General features: G+C 65.3%; 21 protein-coding genes. 8 read left to right on the forward strand and 13 right to left on the reverse strand.

The features are described from left to right. Nucleotides 1-424 precede the first annotated feature (424 nt). The gene (locus tag ACJEIK_RS02045) at nt 425-1,876 is read left to right on the forward strand and encodes an HNH endonuclease signature motif containing protein (protein ID WP_234789541.1); all 1,452 of its coding nucleotides are present in this window, start codon (nt 425-427) and stop codon (nt 1,874-1,876) included. On the opposite strand, the gene ACJEIK_RS02050 is transcribed toward ACJEIK_RS02045, so the two are convergent. Beyond that, entirely contained in the window at nt 1,873-2,595 is a 723-nt protein-coding gene (locus ACJEIK_RS02050) for an MBL fold metallo-hydrolase (RefSeq protein WP_409430951.1), read from the reverse strand. The genes ACJEIK_RS02045 and ACJEIK_RS02050 overlap by 4 nt on opposite strands. A gap of 1 nt (nt 2,596) precedes the next feature. Continuing rightward, nucleotides 2,597-4,021, reverse strand: a complete 1,425-nt coding sequence (locus ACJEIK_RS02055) for a PLP-dependent aminotransferase family protein (protein WP_409430952.1) — start codon at nt 4,019-4,021, stop codon at nt 2,597-2,599. A gap of 78 nt (nt 4,022-4,099) precedes the next feature. Between ACJEIK_RS02055 and ACJEIK_RS02060 the strand changes: the two genes are divergently transcribed. The 5 genes from ACJEIK_RS02060 (at nt 4,100) to ACJEIK_RS02080 (ending at nt 9,017) form a co-directional block, all read left to right on the forward strand. After that, the gene (locus ACJEIK_RS02060) at nt 4,100-4,747 is read left to right on the forward strand and encodes a pyridoxamine 5'-phosphate oxidase family protein (RefSeq protein WP_409430953.1); all 648 of its coding nucleotides are present in this window, start codon (nt 4,100-4,102) and stop codon (nt 4,745-4,747) included. 191 nt (nt 4,748-4,938) lie between these two features. Then, nucleotides 4,939-6,801 carry a molecular chaperone DnaK gene (gene dnaK, locus ACJEIK_RS02065; protein WP_064857517.1) on the forward strand — a complete coding sequence of 621 codons (1,863 nt, stop codon included), beginning with the start codon at nt 4,939-4,941 and terminating at the stop codon, nt 6,799-6,801. Further along, entirely contained in the window at nt 6,798-7,436 is a 639-nt protein-coding gene (gene grpE, locus ACJEIK_RS02070) for a nucleotide exchange factor GrpE (RefSeq protein WP_212808135.1), read from the forward strand. Before dnaK ends, grpE begins: the two co-directional genes overlap by 4 nt. 28 nt (nt 7,437-7,464) lie before the next feature. Further along, a complete protein-coding gene (gene dnaJ, locus ACJEIK_RS02075) occupies nt 7,465-8,649 on the forward strand; it encodes a molecular chaperone DnaJ (protein WP_212808136.1) in 1,185 nt (394 codons plus the stop codon). Nucleotides 8,650-8,714: 65 nt separating this feature from the next. Further along, nucleotides 8,715-9,017, forward strand: coding sequence for a heat shock protein transcriptional repressor HspR (locus ACJEIK_RS02080; RefSeq protein ID WP_244872991.1), 303 nt, complete (start codon nt 8,715-8,717; stop codon nt 9,015-9,017). An 11-nt stretch (nt 9,018-9,028) separates the two neighbouring features. Here the strand turns inward: ACJEIK_RS02080 and ACJEIK_RS02085 are convergent, their stop codons facing one another. Together ACJEIK_RS02085 and ACJEIK_RS02090 are read right to left on the reverse strand one after the other, a co-directional pair. Beyond that, complete coding sequence (locus tag ACJEIK_RS02085) at nt 9,029-9,781, reverse strand: hypothetical protein (RefSeq protein ID WP_212808138.1); 753 nt, start codon at nt 9,779-9,781, stop codon at nt 9,029-9,031. Further along, entirely contained in the window at nt 9,778-10,596 is an 819-nt protein-coding gene (locus tag ACJEIK_RS02090) for a secretion protein EccK (protein WP_212808139.1), read from the reverse strand. The genes ACJEIK_RS02085 and ACJEIK_RS02090 overlap by 4 nt, the downstream gene beginning before the upstream one ends. Nucleotides 10,597-11,791: 1,195 nt before the next feature. Here ACJEIK_RS02090 and ACJEIK_RS02095 point away from each other — a divergent pair. Next, the gene (locus tag ACJEIK_RS02095) at nt 11,792-11,944 is read left to right on the forward strand and encodes a hypothetical protein (RefSeq protein WP_166428163.1); all 153 of its coding nucleotides are present in this window, start codon (nt 11,792-11,794) and stop codon (nt 11,942-11,944) included. 172 nt (nt 11,945-12,116) lie between these two features. On the opposite strand, the gene ACJEIK_RS02100 is transcribed toward ACJEIK_RS02095, so the two are convergent. The 4 genes from ACJEIK_RS02100 to ACJEIK_RS02115 all read right to left on the reverse strand — a co-directional run bounded on the left by ACJEIK_RS02100 (nt 12,117) and on the right by ACJEIK_RS02115 (nt 14,807). Beyond that, complete coding sequence (locus ACJEIK_RS02100; RefSeq protein ID WP_133427970.1) at nt 12,117-13,277, reverse strand: hypothetical protein; 1,161 nt, start codon at nt 13,275-13,277, stop codon at nt 12,117-12,119. After that, nucleotides 13,274-14,125, reverse strand: a complete 852-nt coding sequence (locus ACJEIK_RS02105) for a hypothetical protein (RefSeq protein WP_133427971.1) — start codon at nt 14,123-14,125, stop codon at nt 13,274-13,276. The genes ACJEIK_RS02100 and ACJEIK_RS02105 overlap by 4 nt, the downstream gene beginning before the upstream one ends. A 75-nt stretch (nt 14,126-14,200) precedes the next feature. Beyond that, the gene (locus ACJEIK_RS02110; RefSeq protein ID WP_064857525.1) at nt 14,201-14,491 is read right to left on the reverse strand and encodes a WXG100 family type VII secretion target; all 291 of its coding nucleotides are present in this window, start codon (nt 14,489-14,491) and stop codon (nt 14,201-14,203) included. A gap of 10 nt (nt 14,492-14,501) precedes the next feature. Then, a complete protein-coding gene (locus tag ACJEIK_RS02115) occupies nt 14,502-14,807 on the reverse strand; it encodes a WXG100 family type VII secretion target (protein WP_133427972.1) in 306 nt (101 codons plus the stop codon). A 431-nt stretch (nt 14,808-15,238) separates the two neighbouring features. Here ACJEIK_RS02115 and ACJEIK_RS02120 point away from each other — a divergent pair, with 431 nt between their 5' ends. Continuing rightward, a complete protein-coding gene (locus ACJEIK_RS02120; protein ID WP_226520512.1) occupies nt 15,239-16,666 on the forward strand; it encodes a hypothetical protein in 1,428 nt (475 codons plus the stop codon). A gap of 12 nt (nt 16,667-16,678) precedes the next feature. Here the strand turns inward: ACJEIK_RS02120 and ACJEIK_RS02125 are convergent, their stop codons facing one another. From ACJEIK_RS02125 to ACJEIK_RS02145, 5 genes are read right to left on the reverse strand one after another with little or no spacing between them, the layout of a single operon-like run. Next, the gene (locus ACJEIK_RS02125; protein WP_409430954.1) at nt 16,679-17,419 is read right to left on the reverse strand and encodes a potassium channel family protein; all 741 of its coding nucleotides are present in this window, start codon (nt 17,417-17,419) and stop codon (nt 16,679-16,681) included. A gap of 37 nt (nt 17,420-17,456) precedes the next feature. Continuing rightward, nucleotides 17,457-18,356 (reverse strand): aldose 1-epimerase, encoded by a 900-nt coding sequence (locus ACJEIK_RS02130; protein WP_409430955.1) that lies wholly within the window; start codon nt 18,354-18,356, stop codon nt 17,457-17,459. Between the two features lie 14 nt (nt 18,357-18,370). Further along, nucleotides 18,371-19,537 (reverse strand): FAD-binding oxidoreductase, encoded by a 1,167-nt coding sequence (locus ACJEIK_RS02135; RefSeq protein WP_409430956.1) that lies wholly within the window; start codon nt 19,535-19,537, stop codon nt 18,371-18,373. After that, on the reverse strand, nt 19,527-20,171 hold the full coding sequence (locus ACJEIK_RS02140; RefSeq protein WP_409430957.1) for a CYTH domain-containing protein: 645 nt from the start codon (nt 20,169-20,171) through the stop codon (nt 19,527-19,529). Before ACJEIK_RS02140 ends, ACJEIK_RS02135 begins: the two co-directional genes overlap by 11 nt. Nucleotides 20,172-20,186: 15 nt before the next feature. Continuing rightward, complete coding sequence (locus tag ACJEIK_RS02145; RefSeq protein ID WP_409430958.1) at nt 20,187-20,852, reverse strand: GAP family protein; 666 nt, start codon at nt 20,850-20,852, stop codon at nt 20,187-20,189. Nucleotides 20,853-20,928: the final 76 nt, after the last annotated feature.

The following is a 20,928-nucleotide window of genomic DNA, read 5'->3' on the forward strand; positions in this document are numbered from 1 at the left end:
ACTTGCCGCGCTTACCGCGTCCACTGCGAGTTTCGGCCCGGCCGGCGTCACCGGGCGGGGTCGCTGTCCATTGACGCCGGCACGGATCGTCGACGGTTAGGTGTGCTCGTAGTTCTTGCCGATCTGACCCGACGAGGGGCACTCGCTCCCTTCGATCCTCGCTGCGATCCTCAACGGTTAGGTCGCCTAATCACTGTCGGTCGCCTGACCGTCGCGGGCCGGGGAGTGGTCGGCCGGCGCGTCGCGCCGGCGCCGGCTTCACCTGCCGGGTGGATAGCCGAGCTAAGCGTCGACGATCCCCGCTCGCGCTGCCTGCCCCTTCCAATCCCGCTGCGGCCCTTGTGTTTAGCTGCCCTAACCGTCGACGATACCCAGTGGTCGCGATCGCCGATTCTTGTCAGTGGGCGAGCGTATGTTCGAACGTATGAGCGAATCAGATAGTGATCCCCACGCCGCGGCCGCGGCGGTCGACGCGATCACCCTGGCCACCCGGGAAGAGAACGCCGCCGGCGCCCGCCGCCTGGATGCGATCGGTGACCTGTGGGCGCTGCGAGCCCCCGACGACGACATCGAGAAACGCTATTGGGCGATCGACGGCTATGCCGGCCTGGTCGTCGAGGTCGCCGCCGCCCTGGGGGTGTCCCGCAAGCGGGCCCAAGCGCAGGTGGACCGGGCGGTGATGCTGCGCACCCGCCTGCCCAAGGTAGCGGCCATCTACGCCAAAGGCCTGATCGACGCGGTGATGGTCGCGATGATCGTCGCCCGCACCGACCTGATCATCGACGACGACGTCGCCGGCCAGGTCGACGCCGACCTGGCCGCCAAGATCGTGGCCTGGGGCCGGTTGTCGAAACCGAAAATGGAACAACGCATCGACGCCATCATCGCCGCGTCCGATCAGGCCGGGGTCCACCCACCCAAGCCCCCGTCGCAGGCCCGCTACCTGGATGTTCGTGCGTCCGGCCCGGGGTGCGCGAGCATCTGCGGCACCGTGGACGCGGCGACCGCGGCCGTGCTGGACGCCGCCATCGACGACCTCGCCAAGGGGGTGTGCCGTAACGATCCGCGCAGCCATGATCAGCGCCGCGCCGCCGCTATCGATGCCCTGGCCCGCGGGCAGCGCCTGGCATGCCGATGCGGACAGGACGACTGCCCAGCGGACACCGGCGAGCTGCCGGCCCAGACCGTCGGGACCCGCGCGGTCATCCACGTCATCGCCACACCGGAGGCAGTGAACGGGCAGGCCCCAGGATTCCTGCCCGGGTACGGACAGATCCCCGCCGAGCAGGTCGCCCACCTCGCCGAGGGCGCGATCATCCGTCAGGTGGAGATCCCGCCCGATGCGGCCGAGTCGCGGTACCGGCCCTCGGCCAAACTGGCCGAGTTCGTCCGCTGCCGGGATTTGACCTGCCGGTTCCCGGGCTGTGACCGGCCTGCGCAGGCGTGCGACCTCGACCACACCGTGCCGTACCCGGCCGGGCCGACGCACCCGTCAGACCTCAAATGCCTGTGCCGGTTCCACCACCTACTCAAAACATTCCACGGCTGGACCGACCACCAATACCCCGACGGCACCGTCGTCTGGGTGGCCCCCACCGGGCACACCTACATCACCAAACCCGAAGGCGCCCACTGGTATCCCCAACTGGCCACACCCACCGGCACACCCGAGATCAGCGAGGAACCGCCACGAACCCCTGGCCGCGGTCACTGCATGCCCAAACGCAAACGCACCCGCGCCCAAGAACGCCAACAACTCGTCAACCAAGCACGCATGCTCAACGAAGAAACCATCGCAGCCGAGGAATGGCGCCGCTGCCGCGAACTCGAAATGGCCCTCGCGGCAGAAGCCTGGGATGAACCCGCACCGTTCTAGACGGCCATCGCGGCATACCCGTCGGCGAGGGCTCGCAATTGAGCAGCACCATCGCCGGTATAGGACGAACCGTGCATGAGGGCAAGCGTCGAGGGGTTCAACGCTGCGAGTTGCTCGAGCGTCGGAGCGAGGTTCGTCGTCAGCCCGGTGGCGTGGAAGATGGCTTCTGCCTCGAGCGCCGGGGCCACGCAATCGGATTCGGTCAGCGCCGGGCAGTGTCCGGTGTGGGTGAAGAGGTCACCGGCGAGCAGGGTGGAGGTCGTTTCGTCGAACCACAGCCCGGCCTCCCAATTATGCGGAACATGCGGTGTGGCAATGAATCTGAGTCGGTGGCCGCCGATGTCCAGTGCCGTGTCCGGGGCGGGGACGGGAGGGCGGTCGCACATGTCGACCAACGACAGCATCAGAGCCAAGCCGCCGTGCACGACCTCGGCATGCGGTGCCGCTGCCAGCATGAGGTTCATCGCGCCGCACTCGTCGGCTTCGAGGTGTCCGAACGAGATCCAGCGCAGCGTGGGCAGTGGGATGACCCGGCTGATGGCGTCCGAGACGAGTGGGAACAGTTGTCGCTGCCCGCAATGGAAGAGGAACGGCTCATCGCCGGTCAGGAGGAACTGGTTGAACGTGAAGCCGTTCTCGGTGATGTCCGGAATCCAGGTGGAGAGCCGGTAGATGTCGGGGGCAATCTCGTCGACTGCCGTTTGCGGGTCGGCATTCATCTCACCATGGTGCGCCCTGGGTGAGAGCCGCAGCAGTGCATTCGGCGAAGAGCCTCGCGGTCGAGCGGTCGATCTGCGCGAAATTGACTGCGATGCCGTTTATCTCGGAACGCGGTTGCTGAGGAAAGTTCGACAGTGGCGAGACGAGCAGGCCATCGGCGCGGAGCAATTCGGCAACGTCGAGATCGGGGCGGCTATCGGGCAGCAGGATGGCGACGTGCAACCCCGCCTGGACGCCGAGCACTCCCAGTCCGGGGCAGTGCGCTTCGAGTTCGGTGATGAGAATGTCTCGGCGGCAACGGTATTCGCGGCTTGCGCGCGCCAGGTGCCGCTGCAGCTCGCCGCCCGTGATCAGGGCGGTGAGGGCGATGCGTGTGATGGTGGAGACCGCGATGCGGTGCTCGCGAAGGTAAGTCTGGACGGCGTCGTGCAGGGGCAGTGGCGGCACCAGCCAGGCGGCGCCCAGGCTCGGCGCCAGCATCTTGGACGCGGTGCCGACGTAGGCGACGTGTTCTCCGGCGCCCGGAATCGACCGGATGGCGGGCAGTGGCGCGACGCCGTAGCGGAACTCTCCGTCGTAGTCGTCTTCGATGACGATCGACCCGGTCCGCTTGGCCCACGCAACGAGTTCGGCCCGCCGGTTCACCGAGAGCCGGTGTCCGAGCGGGTACTGGTGCGCCGGTGTGGTGTAGACGATGCCGGGTTCGTCACCGAGGCTGTCGACGCACAGCCCGTCGTGGTCGACGGGGACGAAAACCAGATCCAAGCCGGCGCGGCTGAATTCGTCAGCGGCGGCGGGGTAGCAGGGCGATTCGAGATAACAGCGCGTGAGGCCACTGACGGCCGCCAGTGTCTGAAAGGCCGCGGTCGATCCGGGAACGTCGAAAACCGTGTCGGTGTCGATACCCCGATTGGTGCGCAGGTGGCGCGACATGGCGGCGGTGAAGGCGTCGTCGGTGTCCTGCCACGGTGAGAGCGTCGTCGGTCGGGTCGACGCCGCGGCCCGCCACGCGCGGGCCCATGCCCGCATGTCGATCAGGCCGGTGTCCGGGGTGCCCGGACGGAGATCGACGGCATCAGTTTGGTGCGCCGTGACATGCGCTGCCGGTACGACGTTCGTCTTCTCCAGGCGCGGTGCGCGGCTGGATAGCCCGGCGCGGGCGGCTGCGGTGGCTCCGACGGTTGTCCGGGTTCCAGCACCGGGCACGCCCTCGAGAAATCCGGCGGCGACCAATTCGTCGTAGGCGGACGCGACCATCGTTCGCGAGGCGCCGAGTTCGTGGGCGAGCGCGCGAGTCGACGGCAGCCAGTCGCCGTCGCCGACCTGCCCGGCGGCGATCAGCCCCACCAGTTGGCTCGCGATCGCTCTGGCACTGAGTTCGGTGGTGTCGAGGGGCAGGTGTACTGCCCGTGTGTGCCGCGCCACCCAGTCAGAATACTGGCCTGTCAAAATACGGTATTTCTGGCTATTTCAACCAGGCCGCAATCATGGTGATCTTGAAGCATGGAAAAGGTCACCCGTAAGTACGGTCGGCAGTCCACGGTGCGCGCCGCTCTGGATGAGTTCCTCGATGGGCAGTGGTGGGGTGTGCTCAGCGTCGGCGATGTGGCCCGTCCGAACGGCAAGGTTCGGCCCCTTGCGGTGCCGACGCTGTTCGTCCGTCACAAGGATCGGATTCTCATCCACGGCTCGACCGGCGCGGGCACGCTGGGTGTCAAGGGGGCGGGGAGGCAGGTTGCCTTCTGCGTGACGGCCATGGATGCACTTGTGTTGGCGCACAGCACTTTTGACTCCTCGGTGCACTACCGTTCCGCAGTTGTCTACGGCGAAGTGCAACCCGCCGAACGCGAGGATCGGGCAGCGCTGCTCGAGCGCTTCAGTGAGTTGCTGATCCCCGGCCGTACCGCCGAGGTGCGCGCGATGCTGCCGAAGGAGGTCGCGGCGACCAACGTCATCTCCCTGCCGATCGTCGACGGCGACTGGGTGTACAAGGTCAACGGCGGTCCGCTGGCCGAACCGGACGAGGAAACCACCGCCTGGGCGGGCATCGTGCCCTTCTCGGTCACCTACGGGGAGCCGCGGCGGGCGGAGTGGTCGACGGCCGAATTGCCGGACTCGGTGCGGGCAATGGTCGCTGCGGGAGGTGCCTGACCAGCGTTGATGGCCCCTGATGGACATTTTTGGGGAATCGGGAATAGATCGCGAACTGCCCAGGTTGGACTCACCGACAACAAGTTGAGTGCAACAGACTCAAGTTCGGCTTGACAGACGGCCTCGTCCGGTAGCAAGCTTGAGCGCAGTTCGCTCAGATCACCCATCAATGTCTATCAGGAGGCATCACTATGGCTCGTGCGGTCGGTATCGACCTCGGGACCACCAACTCTTGCGTCGCGGTGCTGGAGGGCGGCGACCCCGTAGTCGTTGCAAACTCAGAGGGCTCCCGGACCACCCCGTCGGTCGTCGCGTTCGCGCGTAACGGCGAGGTGCTGGTCGGCCAGCCCGCCAAGAACCAGGCAGTGACCAACGTCGACCGGACCATCCGTTCGGTGAAGCGGCACATCGGCACTGACTGGACCATCGACATCGACGGCAAGCAGTACACCTCGCAGGAGATCAGCGCGCGCACGCTGCAGAAGCTGAAGCGCGACGCGGAGGCGTACCTCGGTGAGGACATCACCGACGCCGTGATCACCGTCCCGGCCTACTTCAACGACGCTCAGCGTCAGGCCACCAAGGAAGCCGGCCAGATCGCCGGCCTCAACGTGCTCCGCATCGTCAACGAGCCGACCGCGGCCGCCCTGGCCTACGGCCTGGACAAGGGCGAGAAGGAACAGACCATCCTGGTCTTCGACCTCGGTGGCGGCACCTTCGACGTCTCGCTGCTGGAAATCGGTGAGGGCGTCGTCGAGGTCAAGGCGACCTCCGGTGACAACCACCTCGGTGGCGACGACTGGGACGAGCGCATCGTGCAGTGGCTGGTCGACAAGTTCAAGGGCACCAGCGGCATCGACCTGACCAAGGACAAGATGGCGATGCAGCGTCTGCGTGAGGCTGCGGAGAAGGCCAAGATCGAACTGAGCTCGAGCCAGAGCACCTCGATCAACCTGCCGTACATCACCGTCGACGCCGACAAGAACCCGCTGTTCCTCGACGAGCAGCTGACCCGTGCCGAGTTCCAGCGCATCACGCAGGACCTGCTGGACCGGACCCGTCAGCCGTTCCAGTCGGTGATCAAGGACGCCGGCATCTCGGTCTCCGACATCGACCACGTGGTCCTCGTCGGTGGCTCGACCCGTATGCCCGCCGTCACCGAACTGGTCAAGGAACTGACCGGTGGCAAGGAGCCCAACAAGGGCGTCAACCCGGACGAGGTCGTGGCCGTCGGCGCCGCGCTGCAGGCCGGTGTGCTCAAGGGTGAGGTGAAAGACGTTCTGCTGCTTGACGTCACCCCGCTGTCCCTCGGTATCGAGACCAAGGGTGGCGTGATGACCAAGCTGATCGAGCGCAACACCACCATCCCGACCAAGCGGTCCGAGACCTTCACCACGGCCGACGACAACCAGCCGTCGGTGCAGATTCAGGTCTTCCAGGGTGAGCGTGAGATCGCGGCGCACAACAAGCTGCTCGGCAGCTTCGAGCTGACCGGCATCCCGCCGGCCCCGCGTGGCGTGCCGCAGATCGAGGTCACCTTCGACATCGACGTCAACGGCATCGTGCACGTCACCGCCAAGGACAAGGGCACGGGCAAGGAGAACACGATCAAGATCCAGGAAGGCTCGGGCCTGTCGCAGGACGAGATCGACCGGATGATCAAGGACGCCGAGGCACACGCCGAAGAGGACAAGAAGCGTCGCGAAGAGGCGGACGTCCGCAACCAGGCCGAGTCGCTGGTCTACCAGACGGAGAAGTTCGTCAAGGACCAGCGCGAAGCCGAGGGTGGCTCGAAGGTCCCCGAGGAGACCCTGACCAAGGTCGACGGTGCCATCGCCGAGGCCAAGACCGCGCTCGCCGGCACCGACATCGCCGCCATCAAGACGGCCATGGAGAAGCTGGGCGTCGAGAGCCAGGCCCTGGGCCAGGCGATCTACGAGGCCACTCAGGCCGAGCAGGCCGCCGGTGCGGGTGCGGGTGCTCCCAGTGGCGCTGCCGCAGATGACAACGTCGTGGACGCCGAGGTTGTCGAGGACGATCAGGAGAACAAGTGAGCCAGGACGATTCGCACGAGCCGGTGACCATCACCGACAAGCGGCGCATCGATCCGGAAACCGGCGAACCACGTGAGGGCGCTCCGGCGTCGGCCCCTGAGGGGTCGGCGCCGGGCTCCCCGGCCTCCGGTGAGGCCGCCGAGTCTCCGGTGTCCGACGAAGCCGCCGAGCTCAAGGCAGACCTGCAGCGGCTCAAGGCCGAGTACGACAACTACCGCAAGCGTGCGGGCCGTCAAGAGCATGCCGCGGTAGAGCGGACCAAAGGTCTTGTCGTGCAGCACTTCTTGCCGGTGCTCGACGATCTAGAACGGGCCCGCACGCACGGCGATCTGGAATCCGGACCGCTGAAGTCCGTCGCGGACAAGCTTTCCGGAGTATTGGAGGGCCTCGGCCTGACGTCGTTCGGTGAAGAGGGCGACGCGTTCGACCCGTCGCTGCACGAAGCCGTTCAGCACGAAGGCGACGGCTCCAACCCGGTGTTGGGGGCCGTCATGCGTCGCGGCTACAAGCTCGGTGAGCAGGTGCTGCGGCACGCGATGGTCGGTGTCGTCGACGCCGAACCCGCAGCTGATACGCCCGACACGCCCATCAATACCGACGCTGCGACCGAACAGAAATCAGAATCAAACGAGTAACCGAGCGACGCTGAGGAGGTGACGCGACATGGCTCAACGTGAATGGGTCGAGAAGGACTTCTACAAGGAACTCGGCGTCACCTCTGACGCCACCAAGGATGAGATCAAGCGCGCCGCGCGCAAGGTGCTGGCCGACAACCATCCGGACCGCAATCCGAACAACCCGGCGGCCGAGGAACGCTACAAAGCGGCGACCGAGGCCAAGGAAATTCTGACCGACGACACCAAGCGTGCCGAATACGACGAAACCCGGCGGCTTTTCGCCAGCGGTGGATTCGGCCGCCGGTTCAGCGGCGGCGGAGGCGGCTTCGGTGGTTTCGGCGGCGACGCTTCGGAGTTCAACCTGGGCGACCTGTTCGACCAGGCGGGGCAGACCGGCGGCGCCAACATCGGTGACCTGTTCGGCGGCCTGTTCGGCCGGGGCGCGCAGCAGCCGCGCCCCAGCCGTCCGCGCCGCGGCAACGACCTGGAAACCGAAACCGAGCTGAGCTTCCTGGAAGCGACCAAGGGCGTGGCCATGCCGCTGCGCCTGACCAGCCCGGCACCCTGCACCAACTGCCACGGCAGTGGCGCGCGTCCGGGCACCAGCCCGAAGGTGTGTCCCAACTGCAACGGCGCCGGTGTCATCAACCGCAACCAGGGTGCGTTCGGCTTCTCGGAGCCGTGCACCGAATGCCGCGGCACGGGCTCGATCATCGAGCACCCGTGTGACGAGTGCAAAGGCACCGGCGTCTCCACCCGGACGCGCACCATCAACGTGCGCATCCCTCCGGGTGTCACCGACGGTCAGCGCATCCGGCTGGCCGGGCAGGGCGAAGCGGGTCTACGCGGGGCGCCCTCGGGCGACCTGTACGTCACCGTGCACGTCCGGCCCGACAAGGTGTTCGGCCGTGACGGCGACGATCTCACCGTCACCGTTCCGGTGAGCTTCCATGAATTGGCATTGGGGACAACGCTTTCTGTGCCGACGCTGGAAGGCAAGGTTGGCGTCAGGGTGCCCAAGGGCACGTCCGACGGCCGCATCCTGCGCGTGCGTGGGCGCGGTGTGCCCAAGCGCGGCAGCGACGGCGGTCATGGCGACCTGCTGGTCACCGTCAAGGTGGCTGTGCCGCCGAACCTCGAGGGTGAAGCGGCGGAGGCGCTTGAGGCGTACGCAAAAGCAGAGCGGGCCAGTGGATTTGATCCGCGGGCCGGTTGGGCGGGGTCGCTTTGAGTGCCCGGCGTAAGACAGAGGAAGCGCGGACCGTCCTGATTTCGGTGGCCGCCGAGCTGGCCGGTATGCACGCACAGACGTTGCGGACATACGACCGGCTCGGCCTGGTCAGCCCGCAGCGCACTTCGGGCGGCGGTCGACGGTATTCGCAGCACGATGTCGACCTGCTGCGCGAGGTGCAGCGGCTGTCCCAGGACGAGGGCGTCAACCTGGCCGGCATCAAGCGCATCATCGAGCTGACCAATCAGGTCGAGGCGCTGCAGGCCAGGCTCGCCGAGGTCACCGCCGAGCTCGAACGCGTCCGCAAGCCCAGCACCGCACTGGTGCTGTGGGAACCGCGGCGGCGGGGGAATCCGCAGCGCGGCTGAACCCCAACGGTTCAACGGGTTTGGCGGTCCACCTCGTCAGGTGTGTAGAAGAACTCGCGGTCGTCGTCCTCACGATCATCATCGAACATGCCAGCGTGTTCCAAGAGCTGGAAAAACACTCGATATAGCCGGCGGTAGGTCACTAGTTCTTGATCGATGAGCGCTGCCACCCACGGGTTGTGCTCGGGTGCAGCAGCCAGCCCTCCGACGGAATCGAGCTGCATCCGGAGCGGATTCTGATCCCGATGAGTCGTGAAAATCTCGCCAACGGCTAACAGCAACCCATAGGACGGGTCATCGGGCATTGGTGGGTCAGCGCCAAAGTCGATGTCCAAGAACGCAAATGTGGCCCGCCGGATGCAGTCGGCAGAGGCGATGATGACCCGGTTCAGATCATCATCGCCAGCCCTGGCGACGACGTCGACCGTTAGGTTGAACCAGGACCGCTGCCGCCGCCAATGACCGAGAATGCGCTGGACCCATTCTCCGATCTCTGGCGCACCGCGCTCGAACAGCTTCACCGCGTGCCGGTCGATCGACTCGATCGTGGCATCGGCGTCGATGTTCAAAACCCATGGTTCACGTAGATGTGCGATCCGCTCGACTACCTCGCGACTGCCGGCACCGATCGCGGCCGCTCGGCTGGCGTCGTCGCCGCTAGCGATGGCCGACAGCAATTGCGTGTCCATGTGCTGATATAGCTCGGGAAAGACCTCGAACGGCCGGACCGCAGTGCGCTCCCATGCGTCACCGGAATCGTTCACGCCTGAACGCTGCCAAGAACGGGATTCGTGGCGTCCTGGCAGATCGACGAAACATGTTGCCAGTAGATCCAATCCGACATCGCCGCACGCTGCGCAGCCACATGCGGCGCGGTGTACGCCTTGTACAGCTCGACACTTTGCATGTGATCGGCGTATGCGATGAGCTTCGTCAGATGGTCAACCGGACCGTTGGTGCCAGTCGTACGTAGCAGCGGCTTGATCGTCTCTACCCAGAGCTTCATGGTCTGCTTGGCGTCGGGTGGGGCATCTTGCACCGGTCGAGGCGGCAGTGCCTCGTACAGCGTGACGTCAGACCATTCCTCAAGTCGCGCAGCGGCTTCCGGTGCAATCACTTGCAGGCGAGACCGACCTTGCATCGTGCCGTCGGCGGGGATGTCGTCAGGTGCCAATTCCTCGGCATGCATGCTCGATTTGTATGGCTTCACTTCTTCAGGCGTGCCGATGATCGCGCGCAGCGTCTTGCCGTGGAACTGCGCCCAGCCTTGTATCGCCAGGAATGGAAAATTCACCCAGCGGCCGCGTTCAGCCGGCGAGATCGCCTCGTCGGCGCTGACGAGGGTCACCTGTCCCGGAAGTTTCACTCCGTCCGGGATGTAGCCGATTCCGTATGAATTGGCCGCCAGTATCTGGCCCTCAGACGTGACGCCGACCGCCCACACGAACTGGTAGCTCGCTGCCGGTATAGACGGCGGCGCGTGCAATGCCGCGGAAATTCGTCGCGCGATCTCGATATCCGCGTCGGTGTTTCCAGCCGACTTGCGTTGTAGGAGACCGGCTTTGGCTGCGGCCGCCATGGCGTCGCGCTCCGCGCGCGCCGGGCTGACCGGGATTGGCGCGGCAGCGGCGGCAGCCTGCTGGTTGTTCGTGCCGGCCGCGGCGACACCTGGACCCGCGGGTCCGACGGGGCCGCCTTGCCCGGGTTGTGCGACTGGTGCAGCCGGAGACGGCGTCGGGGCAGGGCCCAACGGTGCTGCCGGTGCAGTCGGTGCTGCAGCCGCTGGGCCACCGACAGACCCGCCGCCTGCTGCCGACGCGGCACCGACGGGTGCGGCGCTTGTCGCCGAGGTACCGCTGGCTGCACCAGTCGGTGTCGCCGGAGGTGGCGTGGTGGGCTGTTGCGTGGCCGGCTGGGCTGCGGCCAGCGGCTGCGAAGCATTACCCGCCCCGCTCTGCAGACCCTGGTTGAGCTGCTGTAACCCCTGCTGCAGCGGATTATTCGGTTGGCCGCCCGGGGTTTGAGCTCCAGTTGGCTGGCCTGTCGGGTTCCCAGACTGCTGGGTACCGGAGCCGCCGGATCCTCCAGTCAAGCCACTCGTAGGGCTGCTGCTTCCTGCGCTTGTCGGCGTGGTTGCGCCACCGCCTGCGGACGTGGAGTTCGCCGGCCTGGGCGCCGCCGGGGGCGGTTGTGTGACCAAGCCGCCGCCGGAAGGAGTGCCGTTGGCCGCCGGAGTCGCGGGAGCGGCAGGTTGGGGTGGAACTGATGCGGCCGGTGCCTCGGGGGCGCCGGCCTTTATCGGGCCCGGTGCGTCGACGGCGGGTCCGCCCGGCGACCCTCCTGGTGGTGGCGGCGTGTTTGCCGATTTTGATTCAGGAGTGGCCGCTTTTCCTCCGGGAGGATCAACGGGAGACGGTGCGCCGCCGGGGGATGCGGTCGGAGGTGGCGGTGGCGGCGCGCCCGAGGTGGTCGATTCTGGAGACACTGTCTTGCCTGCGGGTGGCAAGTTCGGCTGTGGCGCTCCCGCTGGCGGTGTAGCCGCACCCCCTGTTGGTGCAGTTGCACCCGCTGGTGGTCGCGGCGGCAAGCCGTTGGTTTCAAGGTTCTCTGGCGTCAAGCTCGGTCGATAGGTCGCCGCGTCGATGCTAGCCGCATGTCGGCTGATCGCACCGATGTTCAGTTGGTAGCATTCATTGATTCGTGTGGTCTGATCGTCACTGGAGAGTTCGTCAAACCCTGACATCGCATTGCCAACATTCCTCACAATTTCGCTCTTGGTGGAGGAAATTGCGTTGCTGACATCGAAATTCCAGTTCGCGGCAGATGCAAGCTGCGTCTTTATTTCCGAGAAGCTTTTCAGTGCGGCGTTGCCCTTGCTGTTCGCCGCGCCGGATGCATCGCCAGCCCAGATTCCGCCGCCATTTTGAAAGATATCACGAAGCTGACGTTCCCAGGGCGTAGCGGATTGAGTTATGAGATTCTGAAGTGCTGTCACGCAATCTTGTGCTACTTGGTAGAAACGACCTTCGCTTACTTCAGGCCATGCACCTGGTTCAAGCATGCCGCTTGGGCAACTTGGTCTCTGTATGTCACCGTTCATTAGCTCGTACCAGCTGCTCGGCATGACGCAGTGATGATGCCCGGCGCCTTCTGGAAAACGTTGAATAGATACAGGTCGGCGCTCGTGTACGTAGGAATACCCTGTACGAATGCGCGTCCGTACTGAGCCGCTAGCACTCCAAAGTCCTCTACCACGGCGTTCGAGCTTTGCCGAGCGAGGGATTCGTATGTATCAGCGAATCGGCTAAAAATGGGTTTCACCGCATCATTTTGGGCCTTGTAATCGGGCGACCAACTACTTGCCGGCACCGTGGGATCTTCCTTGCTCCAAGCGGAAACAGCAGGATCTGCGGTCATTTGGCCAACCGCATCCTTCCAGTCTTGGCACTGGGAATCCGGTTTCGGCATGAATCGCGCAGGATTCGAGGTATCCCCGATTTGCGATTTATGGGATGGCGGACTACCTGCGGCGACCAAGGGAGATCGGGCTGCTGCCGATCCATTTGCAATAGATTGGCATACGCCGGTGATTACATCGCTAATCGTGGACTCAACTATCGCCAGGTCGTTGTCGGACGCGGAGTAATCAGAAATCCGGTCGGCATAGGAATGGGAGTATGCGATAAATTGTTCATATAGCTCGCGCATTACCCTATGAGTAGTGAGCTTCACGAGGGCTGACGTCTGACTTGCGGCATTGCGCATCGCCTCGCCCACAGCTTGATACTGGCTTCGAACGTCGGGAGTCCACGAATTCGTCGCGATGGACGGATCTCGGCGATCCCATCCGTTCTTCTCGACATTGGCCAGTGTCGTGATGATCGGATTCCACGGCGCACAAGACGGGTCCTCGGTAATAACTGAAACCGGTCCGGTGTCGTTAGCGCTAGCGATGTCGGATTTCGAACCCGATGAAACCGTACCGCCGCCACCGTTGTTGGAACCATTGCCACCGGCGCATGACACCGCCACCACGGCGGTAACCGCGATGACAGCGATCAGGGCAATAGCACCGAGGACCCACTTCAGCGGGCCCTTCTTCTGAGGGGCGGTCGCGGGATTCGGCCACTGTTGCTGCTGCTGCGGGTTCCATTGCCCCTGCGGACCCGGCCCCTGCTGTGCACTGGGATACCCCTGCCAATTCCCGGGCTGCTGCGGGGGCTGAGCGCCCCACGGGCCGGATGGCGGTGGCTGGGTCACAGTTGTTCCTCCACATTGGGTCGGGTCGGTGCCGCGTGTCGTGGTGCAGACGAAGACGGGGGGACGGGGGCAGCGTTTGAACCATGGATCGGCGCTGCAGCATGCTTGCCCTCGACCGGCGCCTTGGGCTGCGCTTTCTCGGACTGCGCCTGCGACTTGTCCTTGTCGTCTGCCGACTTCTTTTCGTCGTCGGCTTTCTTGTCGTCAGCAGCTTTCTGCGCAGCGTCTTCCGGCTTGTCCTTGTCGGACTCGCCCTTCTTGCCGGCCATTTGGCCGATCTGCTGGCCCACTTGCTGGGCCATCTGCATCGCCGCTTGCGGGATTGCTCCGGCCGCCTGGGCCATCTGCATAGGCATCTGCAGCATCTGGCCGCCCATCTGGCCGAGTTGGCTCAGCTGGCTCATCGGATCTCCGCCAGCGCCTGGCGCGGCCGATGCTGCCGCGGACGCTGCGCCGGCCTTGGCCGAACTGGGGGCGCCGCCAGATGATCCCGCCCCGCCGCCACCGCCTGACACGGCACCGCCGCCACCGCCGGCCCCTTGGCCTGCCGGATCATCGAGCTTTTGCTTCAGCACGTCTGCCGCCGCTTGTTGATCAGTCGTCGCGTACGTCGATGCCGCATCCTTGATATTCGCTGCGTAGGCAGCAGTCTCGGTTTTCAGCCTGGGCAAGCCGGTCGTAATCGGATCTGCGAACTTTGGGGCATTGGTTGCCGCTGCAGTCGAGAGCGCATCCGCAGCAGGCGGAATATAAAAGGCTGGAGCAGCCGGCACGGCGTCCGACGCTGCTTGAAACGCTTGACCGGCAGCCGCAAGCTGGGCCGTGTCAACCTTCAACGTAGGCGTCATCTGATGGTCGCCTCGCGGTGCGCCGCCCCTACTGAACGGTGACTACTCGACACTGAATTCCCCTCCCTGCGTCGGTCAGCCGAACTTGCCCTTGAGCTTCCCCTCGGCAGATTCCATCGAATCATGACCACCCTGAATGGCGCCTATCAGCTTGTTCAAGGACTCCAGCGCAGCGTCAGCCTTCTCGCCCCACGAGCGTTCGGCAGCTTGCCAACCCTCACGTGCAGTGCCGTGCCAGATGTCGCTGCTGACCATTTGAATCCGAGCGCGCTCCTCGACCAGAATGTCGTTCAGCCGCTTGTGCTCATCCTTGAGGTCGCCGATCGTCTGCTCGATCTTTGCAAAGTGCCATTCCTGCTCGGCCATTGATGTCCCCCTACAGATGCATTGCTTGGGTCAGGCCTGCGGCGGCGTTGGTGTCAGTCGAGTCGTAGGCCGCAACCGCGGACTGCAGCTTTTCAGTAATCCCGTGTTGCTCTGTGCGGAGCGCAGCCATCGCCTTCTGGTAGCTGGTCAACGCCTCCGCGACGGCCTTGCCGGTGTCGCCCTTCAGCGCTTCACCAAATGAGTCGATGGTGTGCCCGACTGTCTTCTCGTGTGACTCGAGGTGACCGATCGTCTCCTCGAGCTTCGCGACCTGATGTCGCAGCATCTGTGTATCGACCTTGACTACGTCCACCACGCCGGCCCCCCTTCGCACGACGACCCCGAACCAATTTTACGCCCGAGGGCGTATCAGTCGTCCCAACAAGGATAGTCGGCTAGCGTAGGGCGCACTTGCACCAATTTGTCCCGCCGCCGGCAATTGTTGGCGGCTAGTGCCATGACGCTTTAGCTGGCGCGTCGCGGCGTCGATAGGATTTGTTGACCGCGGACGATCGGCGTTGACCCGAGTATGGTCTTGCAGCCGCCGCCTCGTCAGACCACGCCGATGAACGATTTGTACCAATGACCTCGACTCATACCGCCGCCCGATTGTGGCCCGCCGACGACGTTCGGTTGGGGCAGCTGGTCGCCGGATTGGACGCTCTTGGGACTCAGCCCATTCCGTATGGAACGTTGCCTGCTCGTGCACGAAATGCATACGAACGTACCTATGTGACGTGGTCCGACATGATCGATGTGACAGTCGGCGACCTCTTAGGGCACCGGTCGACTGGCGTGCGAACCGTCGAGTCGATCGTGCTGGCTGCTCGAAGAGCGGTGGCTCGGCGCGACGAGCCAGCCGACACATCTCAGGCAAGCGCTACAGATGCGGTCAACCGATTGCTGGAGTGTCTCGACTGGCGCGACCGAAAGGTCCTGTTGGCGCGCGAATGGGCACCGGCGAAGGTCAGGCAGGAGCGCCTCGCGGCCGAACTGGGTGTGCATCCCACCTGGCTGTGGCGAAACGAGAGCCGAATTCGGTCGCGGTTCGCCGAACGGCTCGGTGAGCCAGCTCATTCGCAGGTACGGCAGTTCGCCGAGGATTTGGGCGGTTGTTTAGGCGTCTACGTTCCGCGATCAACCGTCGAATCTGAGATTCGTCGGTTTGGTATGGAGCCGACGACCGAGGCGGCTTGGCTATTGCTCTACGTGGCCGGTCCATACCGGGAGCGTGACGGCTGGTTCGAGCAGATTCCAGAAGATGGACGCCAGCGAGTCGGTACCGCAGTGCGCGATCTCTATCGCACGGAGCCTATGCCGACTGCGAGAATGTTGACCGACGTTTTGACGGCCGCAGGCATGCGGCGCGAAGTGGTGCCGACCTATCTGGACTCACACGCGTTGCAAGGGATCGCCGGGGTCTACGTCCGGTCGGCTGCTGGCCTGCGTGACAAGGTCGCTGCAGTGCTCAAAGCGAACGCTGAACCCATGACTGCCGACGAGATCAGTGCCGTTGTGGGCGAAAATACGTCCGCACGCGCGGTATTGAAGGCCTTGCACGGCAACGCTGCATTCGTTCGAGCGAGTCGGACCAGATGGACTCTGGCCGACCGGGAGGTTTTTGCCTACGGCGGCATCGCGCAAGAGCTGAAAAACCGTGTCGCAGATGCCGGCGGGCGGGTGTCGGTACGGGCATTGCTTGACGACATGCTCGACGCATTCCCGGACATCAAGGAAAGCTCGATTCGTACCTATCTGGCGACACTCGCGTTCGTGGTCGAAGGTGGCACGGTGCGTTGTCGCCGACCTGAAGACCCTTGGCCGGCCATACCTTCGTTGGATACGGTGCGCGGCGCGTCTCATCGATCTGACGGCTGTGTCCGCATCGCCATCCCCGTTACAACACAGGTTCTGCGCGGTTCTGGACTCTCCATCGAACCGCCTGTCGCACAGGCGATTGGCGTGGCACCGGGCCTCAGCCGCGATTTCGAAACGGCCCACGGACCCGTGCCTGTTGCATGGGATCCTGCCGAGCCGGCTGCACCCAATATGGGTTCTGTCCGGCAACTTGCCCGTGCAGTCGATGCTGAACTCGGCGATTTGTTGGTGCTGATCTTCGACCCCGTGGCAGGCACTCTTCGCGCGGACGGCATCGAAGGCAAAATGATCGGCTGAGGGCGCAGCAAGTCAGTTGGCGGTCACATCGCTACTCACCTTGTCGCGCAACAACTCCCGCAGCTGCGCGATCTCGCCGCGCAGGTCCTCGATGTGCGCGGCGGTCACCGCGTCCTGTTTCTGATCGTCGATCGACACGGTCTGCACGATCCATGACGCGATGGTCGCCGTGATCGAACCGACCAGGCTGATGCCGCCGATCATCATGAGGCTGGCCATGACCCGGCCGGTCGTGGTGACGGGATACATGTCGCCGTAGCCGACGGTGGTGATCGTGGTCATCGCCCACCACACGGCCAGGCCGAAGCTCGTGATGTGGGCGTCCGGCGCACCCCGCTCGGCTTCGTACACCGCCAGCGCCCCGACGTACACCAGCAGCACCGCGCCCGAGATGGTGTAGATGATCACTTTGCCGCGGATGGCATTGCCGATGGCCTTCTGCAGGGCGCCGACCAGCACGACCAGCCGGAGCAGGCGCAGTGGCCGCAACAGCGGCAGCAGCACGACGGCAAGGTCGACCAGATGCCGGAAGAACCACTGCTTGCGGTCGGGGGCCAGGTAGAGCCGGGCCGCGTAGTCCGCGGTGAATACCGCCCACGCCAACCAGGTCACCAGGGTCAGCAGCCGCGCGACGAGTCCGTGCGGCTGGGCGAGGACCTCGATGCTGTAGGCGGCCAGGAACAGCGCGGCGACGGCGGCCAGCGGCCACTCCGCGCGATGCTCCCACCTGTCGAGGCGGTCTTGCGTGTCCACGTCAGAAAGTGTGCGGCACCGGCCGCGATTTCGGAACTCAGTTGACCTTGATAGAGAACCGCGCTGTCGCTGGCCGGCCGGGGGAGGCGAGGCGGTAGCCACCGCGACGCAGCGCGTCGGTGGGCGCGGCCATGGGTTCGATCGCGACCAGCGCGTCGCCGGGCGGTGCGAACAGTTGTGCGGCGGGGTAGCCGGTTTCGAAGGTCACGGTGATCCGGTGGTCGCCGCCGTGAAGGACGAACTGCGCGCCGTCGGGCACCTCGTCGAAGCCGTCGTCGTAGGCGGTGTCGCCGAGCGGCGCAGACCGTGCTGGCCACGCCTCGGCAGCGCCGGAAGGCAACCCGCGATCATCGGTCGGGAGGTGCCGCATCGTCGGCGTCTCCAGTATCCAATCCTCCCGAGGCACACCGGGAATGGTCACGTACGGGTGATACCCGAAGCACAGCGGTACTGCCGCCGAGGCGGATGGTCGAACAACAGTCTCGACGGTCAGAACACGGGCCACCAACGTCACGCGCTGCGTCAGCACATGCGGGAACGGAAACGACGCCAACAGGCCGGGCCGGTTGAAATCGACTGCGGCGGTGAGTGAATTCGCAGACTGCTCGGTGATCAGCCAGCCCGGGTAGGCGGCGAGCGTGCCATGCATGGGTGAGCCATTCGGGTCGGCACGTACCCCACCCGCTCCTGGTGTCAACGTGACGACTCCGCCGTCGACGTCATAGGTGTTGCCGTCCAACCGGTTCGCCCAGGGATAGAGCAGCGGGATGCCCATGGTCTTGGCGTTGGTCAGGTACGCGTCCAGCCCGCGCCGCTGGCCGAGAAACTCCAGATCTCCATCGGCGAGCGAGGTGCCGATCATGCCTGCGCCGGGCACGAACGTTGCTGTCATCGCGGACTCGGGGTCGCGCAGTACGACGGTGTCGAGTTCGGCCATCGGTTCCTCCAGGGTCAGTGGGCCAACGGGTCGTGCTGAATGCGTTCTGCTGGTGCGCCTTTGGCGATCAGCGCGGCTTTGGTGGCGGTCACCATCCCGGGTCCGCCGCACAGCAGGATCTGCCGGTCACCCCAGCTGCCGTAGCTCGTCACGACGTCGGGGAGCAGCCCGGTCTGCCGGACGTGCAGTCCGCGCGGTGGCGTCACGTCGGGATAGTCGGCGGCCCATGGCGGGTCGGTGGAGTACTCGGACACCGGGGTGACGGACAGCCAGGGGTTGGTGGCCGCGATCTCCCAGAGGATGCGCAGGTCGTACAGATCGCACGGGTAGCGCCCGCCGAAGAACAGGTGCACGCGTGGATTCTCGGCCTCGCGGCACAGATTCATCAGCAGGGCCCGCAGCGGAGCCAGGCCGGTGCTGCCGGCGACCATCAGTACATCACCGTCGGAACGTGAAACATGCATTCCGCCATGGGGATTGGACAGTCGCCAGCGGTCGCCGGGTGCGGTCTGGTTGACGATGGCGGTGCTCACCATGCCTCCGCTGACAGAGCGGACGTGAAACTCGATGGCACCGCTGGCATCCGAGGGCATCGACGGACTCAGGTGCCGCCAGCGTCGCGGCCACTGCGGCACCTGCACCGCGACGTACTGACCGGCGTAATACGGCAGTGCCTGGTCGAGCTGCAGTCGCACCACCGAGACGTCGCGGGTGACGCGGAGGTGCTCGACGACGGTGCCGTCGACGTAGGGCGGTCTCTGTTCGGAGTCGGCGGCGCCGCGCATGACGCCGACGATCAGATCGACGGCGTGCGTGGTGGCCTCGGCGACCCGCGCGTCCCAGCGGTCGCCGAGTTCGTCGCGCAGGGTCGTCAGCAGTGCGTCCTGCAGCGCCGCGTAATGGAGATGTCCCACACCGTATTTGCGGTGATCGCGGCCGAGCTGCGCGAGGAATGCCACGGGCTCTTCGGCGCGCTGCTCGATGAATTCGCCCAGCACCCAGTACAGCGCCTGGCTGAAGGCAGTGCGCTGGGCGGCCAGGTCCGGTGGGAAGAGGTCGCGCGCCGACAGGTCGCGGGCGAACCACCGGGTGTAGAAGCGGCCGACCACGTCGTCCCCGCCGTGCGCGGGGTCTACCAGGGCCCGCACCGTCATCAGCGCTTCGCGGTCGTCAAGTCCCATCAGGCATCGGCGAGGTGGTGTCGAAGTGGTTCTGCCCCAACGTGTTGACGAAGGTGGGGCCCAGCAGGTCGAGTTCGCGCCGGTGCGCGTCGGCCCACGTGCCGTACGGCTGGTGGGCCAGATACTCGTTGCGGAACCGGTCGTCCTCGGATACCTCGGTGACGCAGAACGTCGGGATCGCCAGGTCGACGACCGGTCCGCCGCGCTCGACTTCGGCGAGCAGCAGTGGGGTATTGCCGCCCGTGAAGCGGTCGATGATCCAGCCGTCTTCACCCAGCCACACCGAGTACCGCACCTTGGTCACCACGTGCTCGGCGCGACGCACGATTTCGCCGGCCACCAGCGGATCGAGTTCCCGTTCGGCCTCGTAGCGGGTGCCGCCGGCGGCCGGTCCCTTCGCGGTCATGGTGCCGATGGAGTCACTGCCGATGGCGTCGATGAGGTCCAGCGACGGATCGCTCAGATCTGCAGGCGCGGGGCCCTGGACACGCACGCGGACGGCATAGCCGTCGGACGCGAACAGGTACGCCTGCACGATGAGCGCAGGGCTCGGGTCGGACGCTGTGACAGCGGGCAGGTCGCGGACGAGGAACTTTCGTTCGAACTCGAAATCGCCGAAGCCGGAGTCGGACATGCTTAGACGGTAGTCCTAGAGGTGGCTCAGGCCCTTGTATGCCACGAGAAGTCCGATGACGATCAGGATCCCGGCGACCAGCACCGCGTGCTGGCGGTGCAGCCAGGCGCCGAGCCGGGCCATGGCCGGGTCCAGCCGCTCACCGGCGGCGACGTACGTCAGCACGGGGATGGCGACCGAACTGCCTGCGACCACCGCGAAAACCAGTACCGACGCCCAGGTGGCGGCGCGCGAGAGTTCGTCGGTACTGATGGCGAGGCCGGCAGCGACGCACATGAACAGCACCTTGGGGTTCACCACCGCGAGCACCAAGGCGGTCACGAAACCGCGGGCGGGGGTGACGCTGGTCAGCTTCCGCATCCAGGCCGGCTCGGGCGCGTCGTGATTGCGGTTGGCCCAGCGGTAGATGCCGAAGACGACCAGCAGCACGCCGATCACGATGCGCACCCACGACGCCGTGGTCGACGGGTGGCCGGCCTGGGGCATGAGGCCGGACAGCTGGACGAACACCCCGGTGAGGACCGCGATGGCCACCAGCCAGCCGGCGAGAAAAGTCAGGCCGGTGATGCGGGCGTGGGGGGATTGCAGCACCAGGACGGCGGGAATGATCGACAGTGGAGAAAGGGCGATCACCAAGGCGAGGGGAATCAGTTCGGTCAGGACCGAAGCCCAATCTGTCATGCCGTCATTGTTGCTTACGTTTGCGTCGATCTTGTCGGTTGGGCGCGGCAGTATTTACGGGGTGAGCCAGATCATA

Origin of the sequence: Mycobacterium sp. SMC-16, from assembly GCF_046250085.1 — a bacterium.
Lineage (GTDB): Bacteria > Actinomycetota > Actinomycetes > Mycobacteriales > Mycobacteriaceae > Mycobacterium > Mycobacterium phocaicum.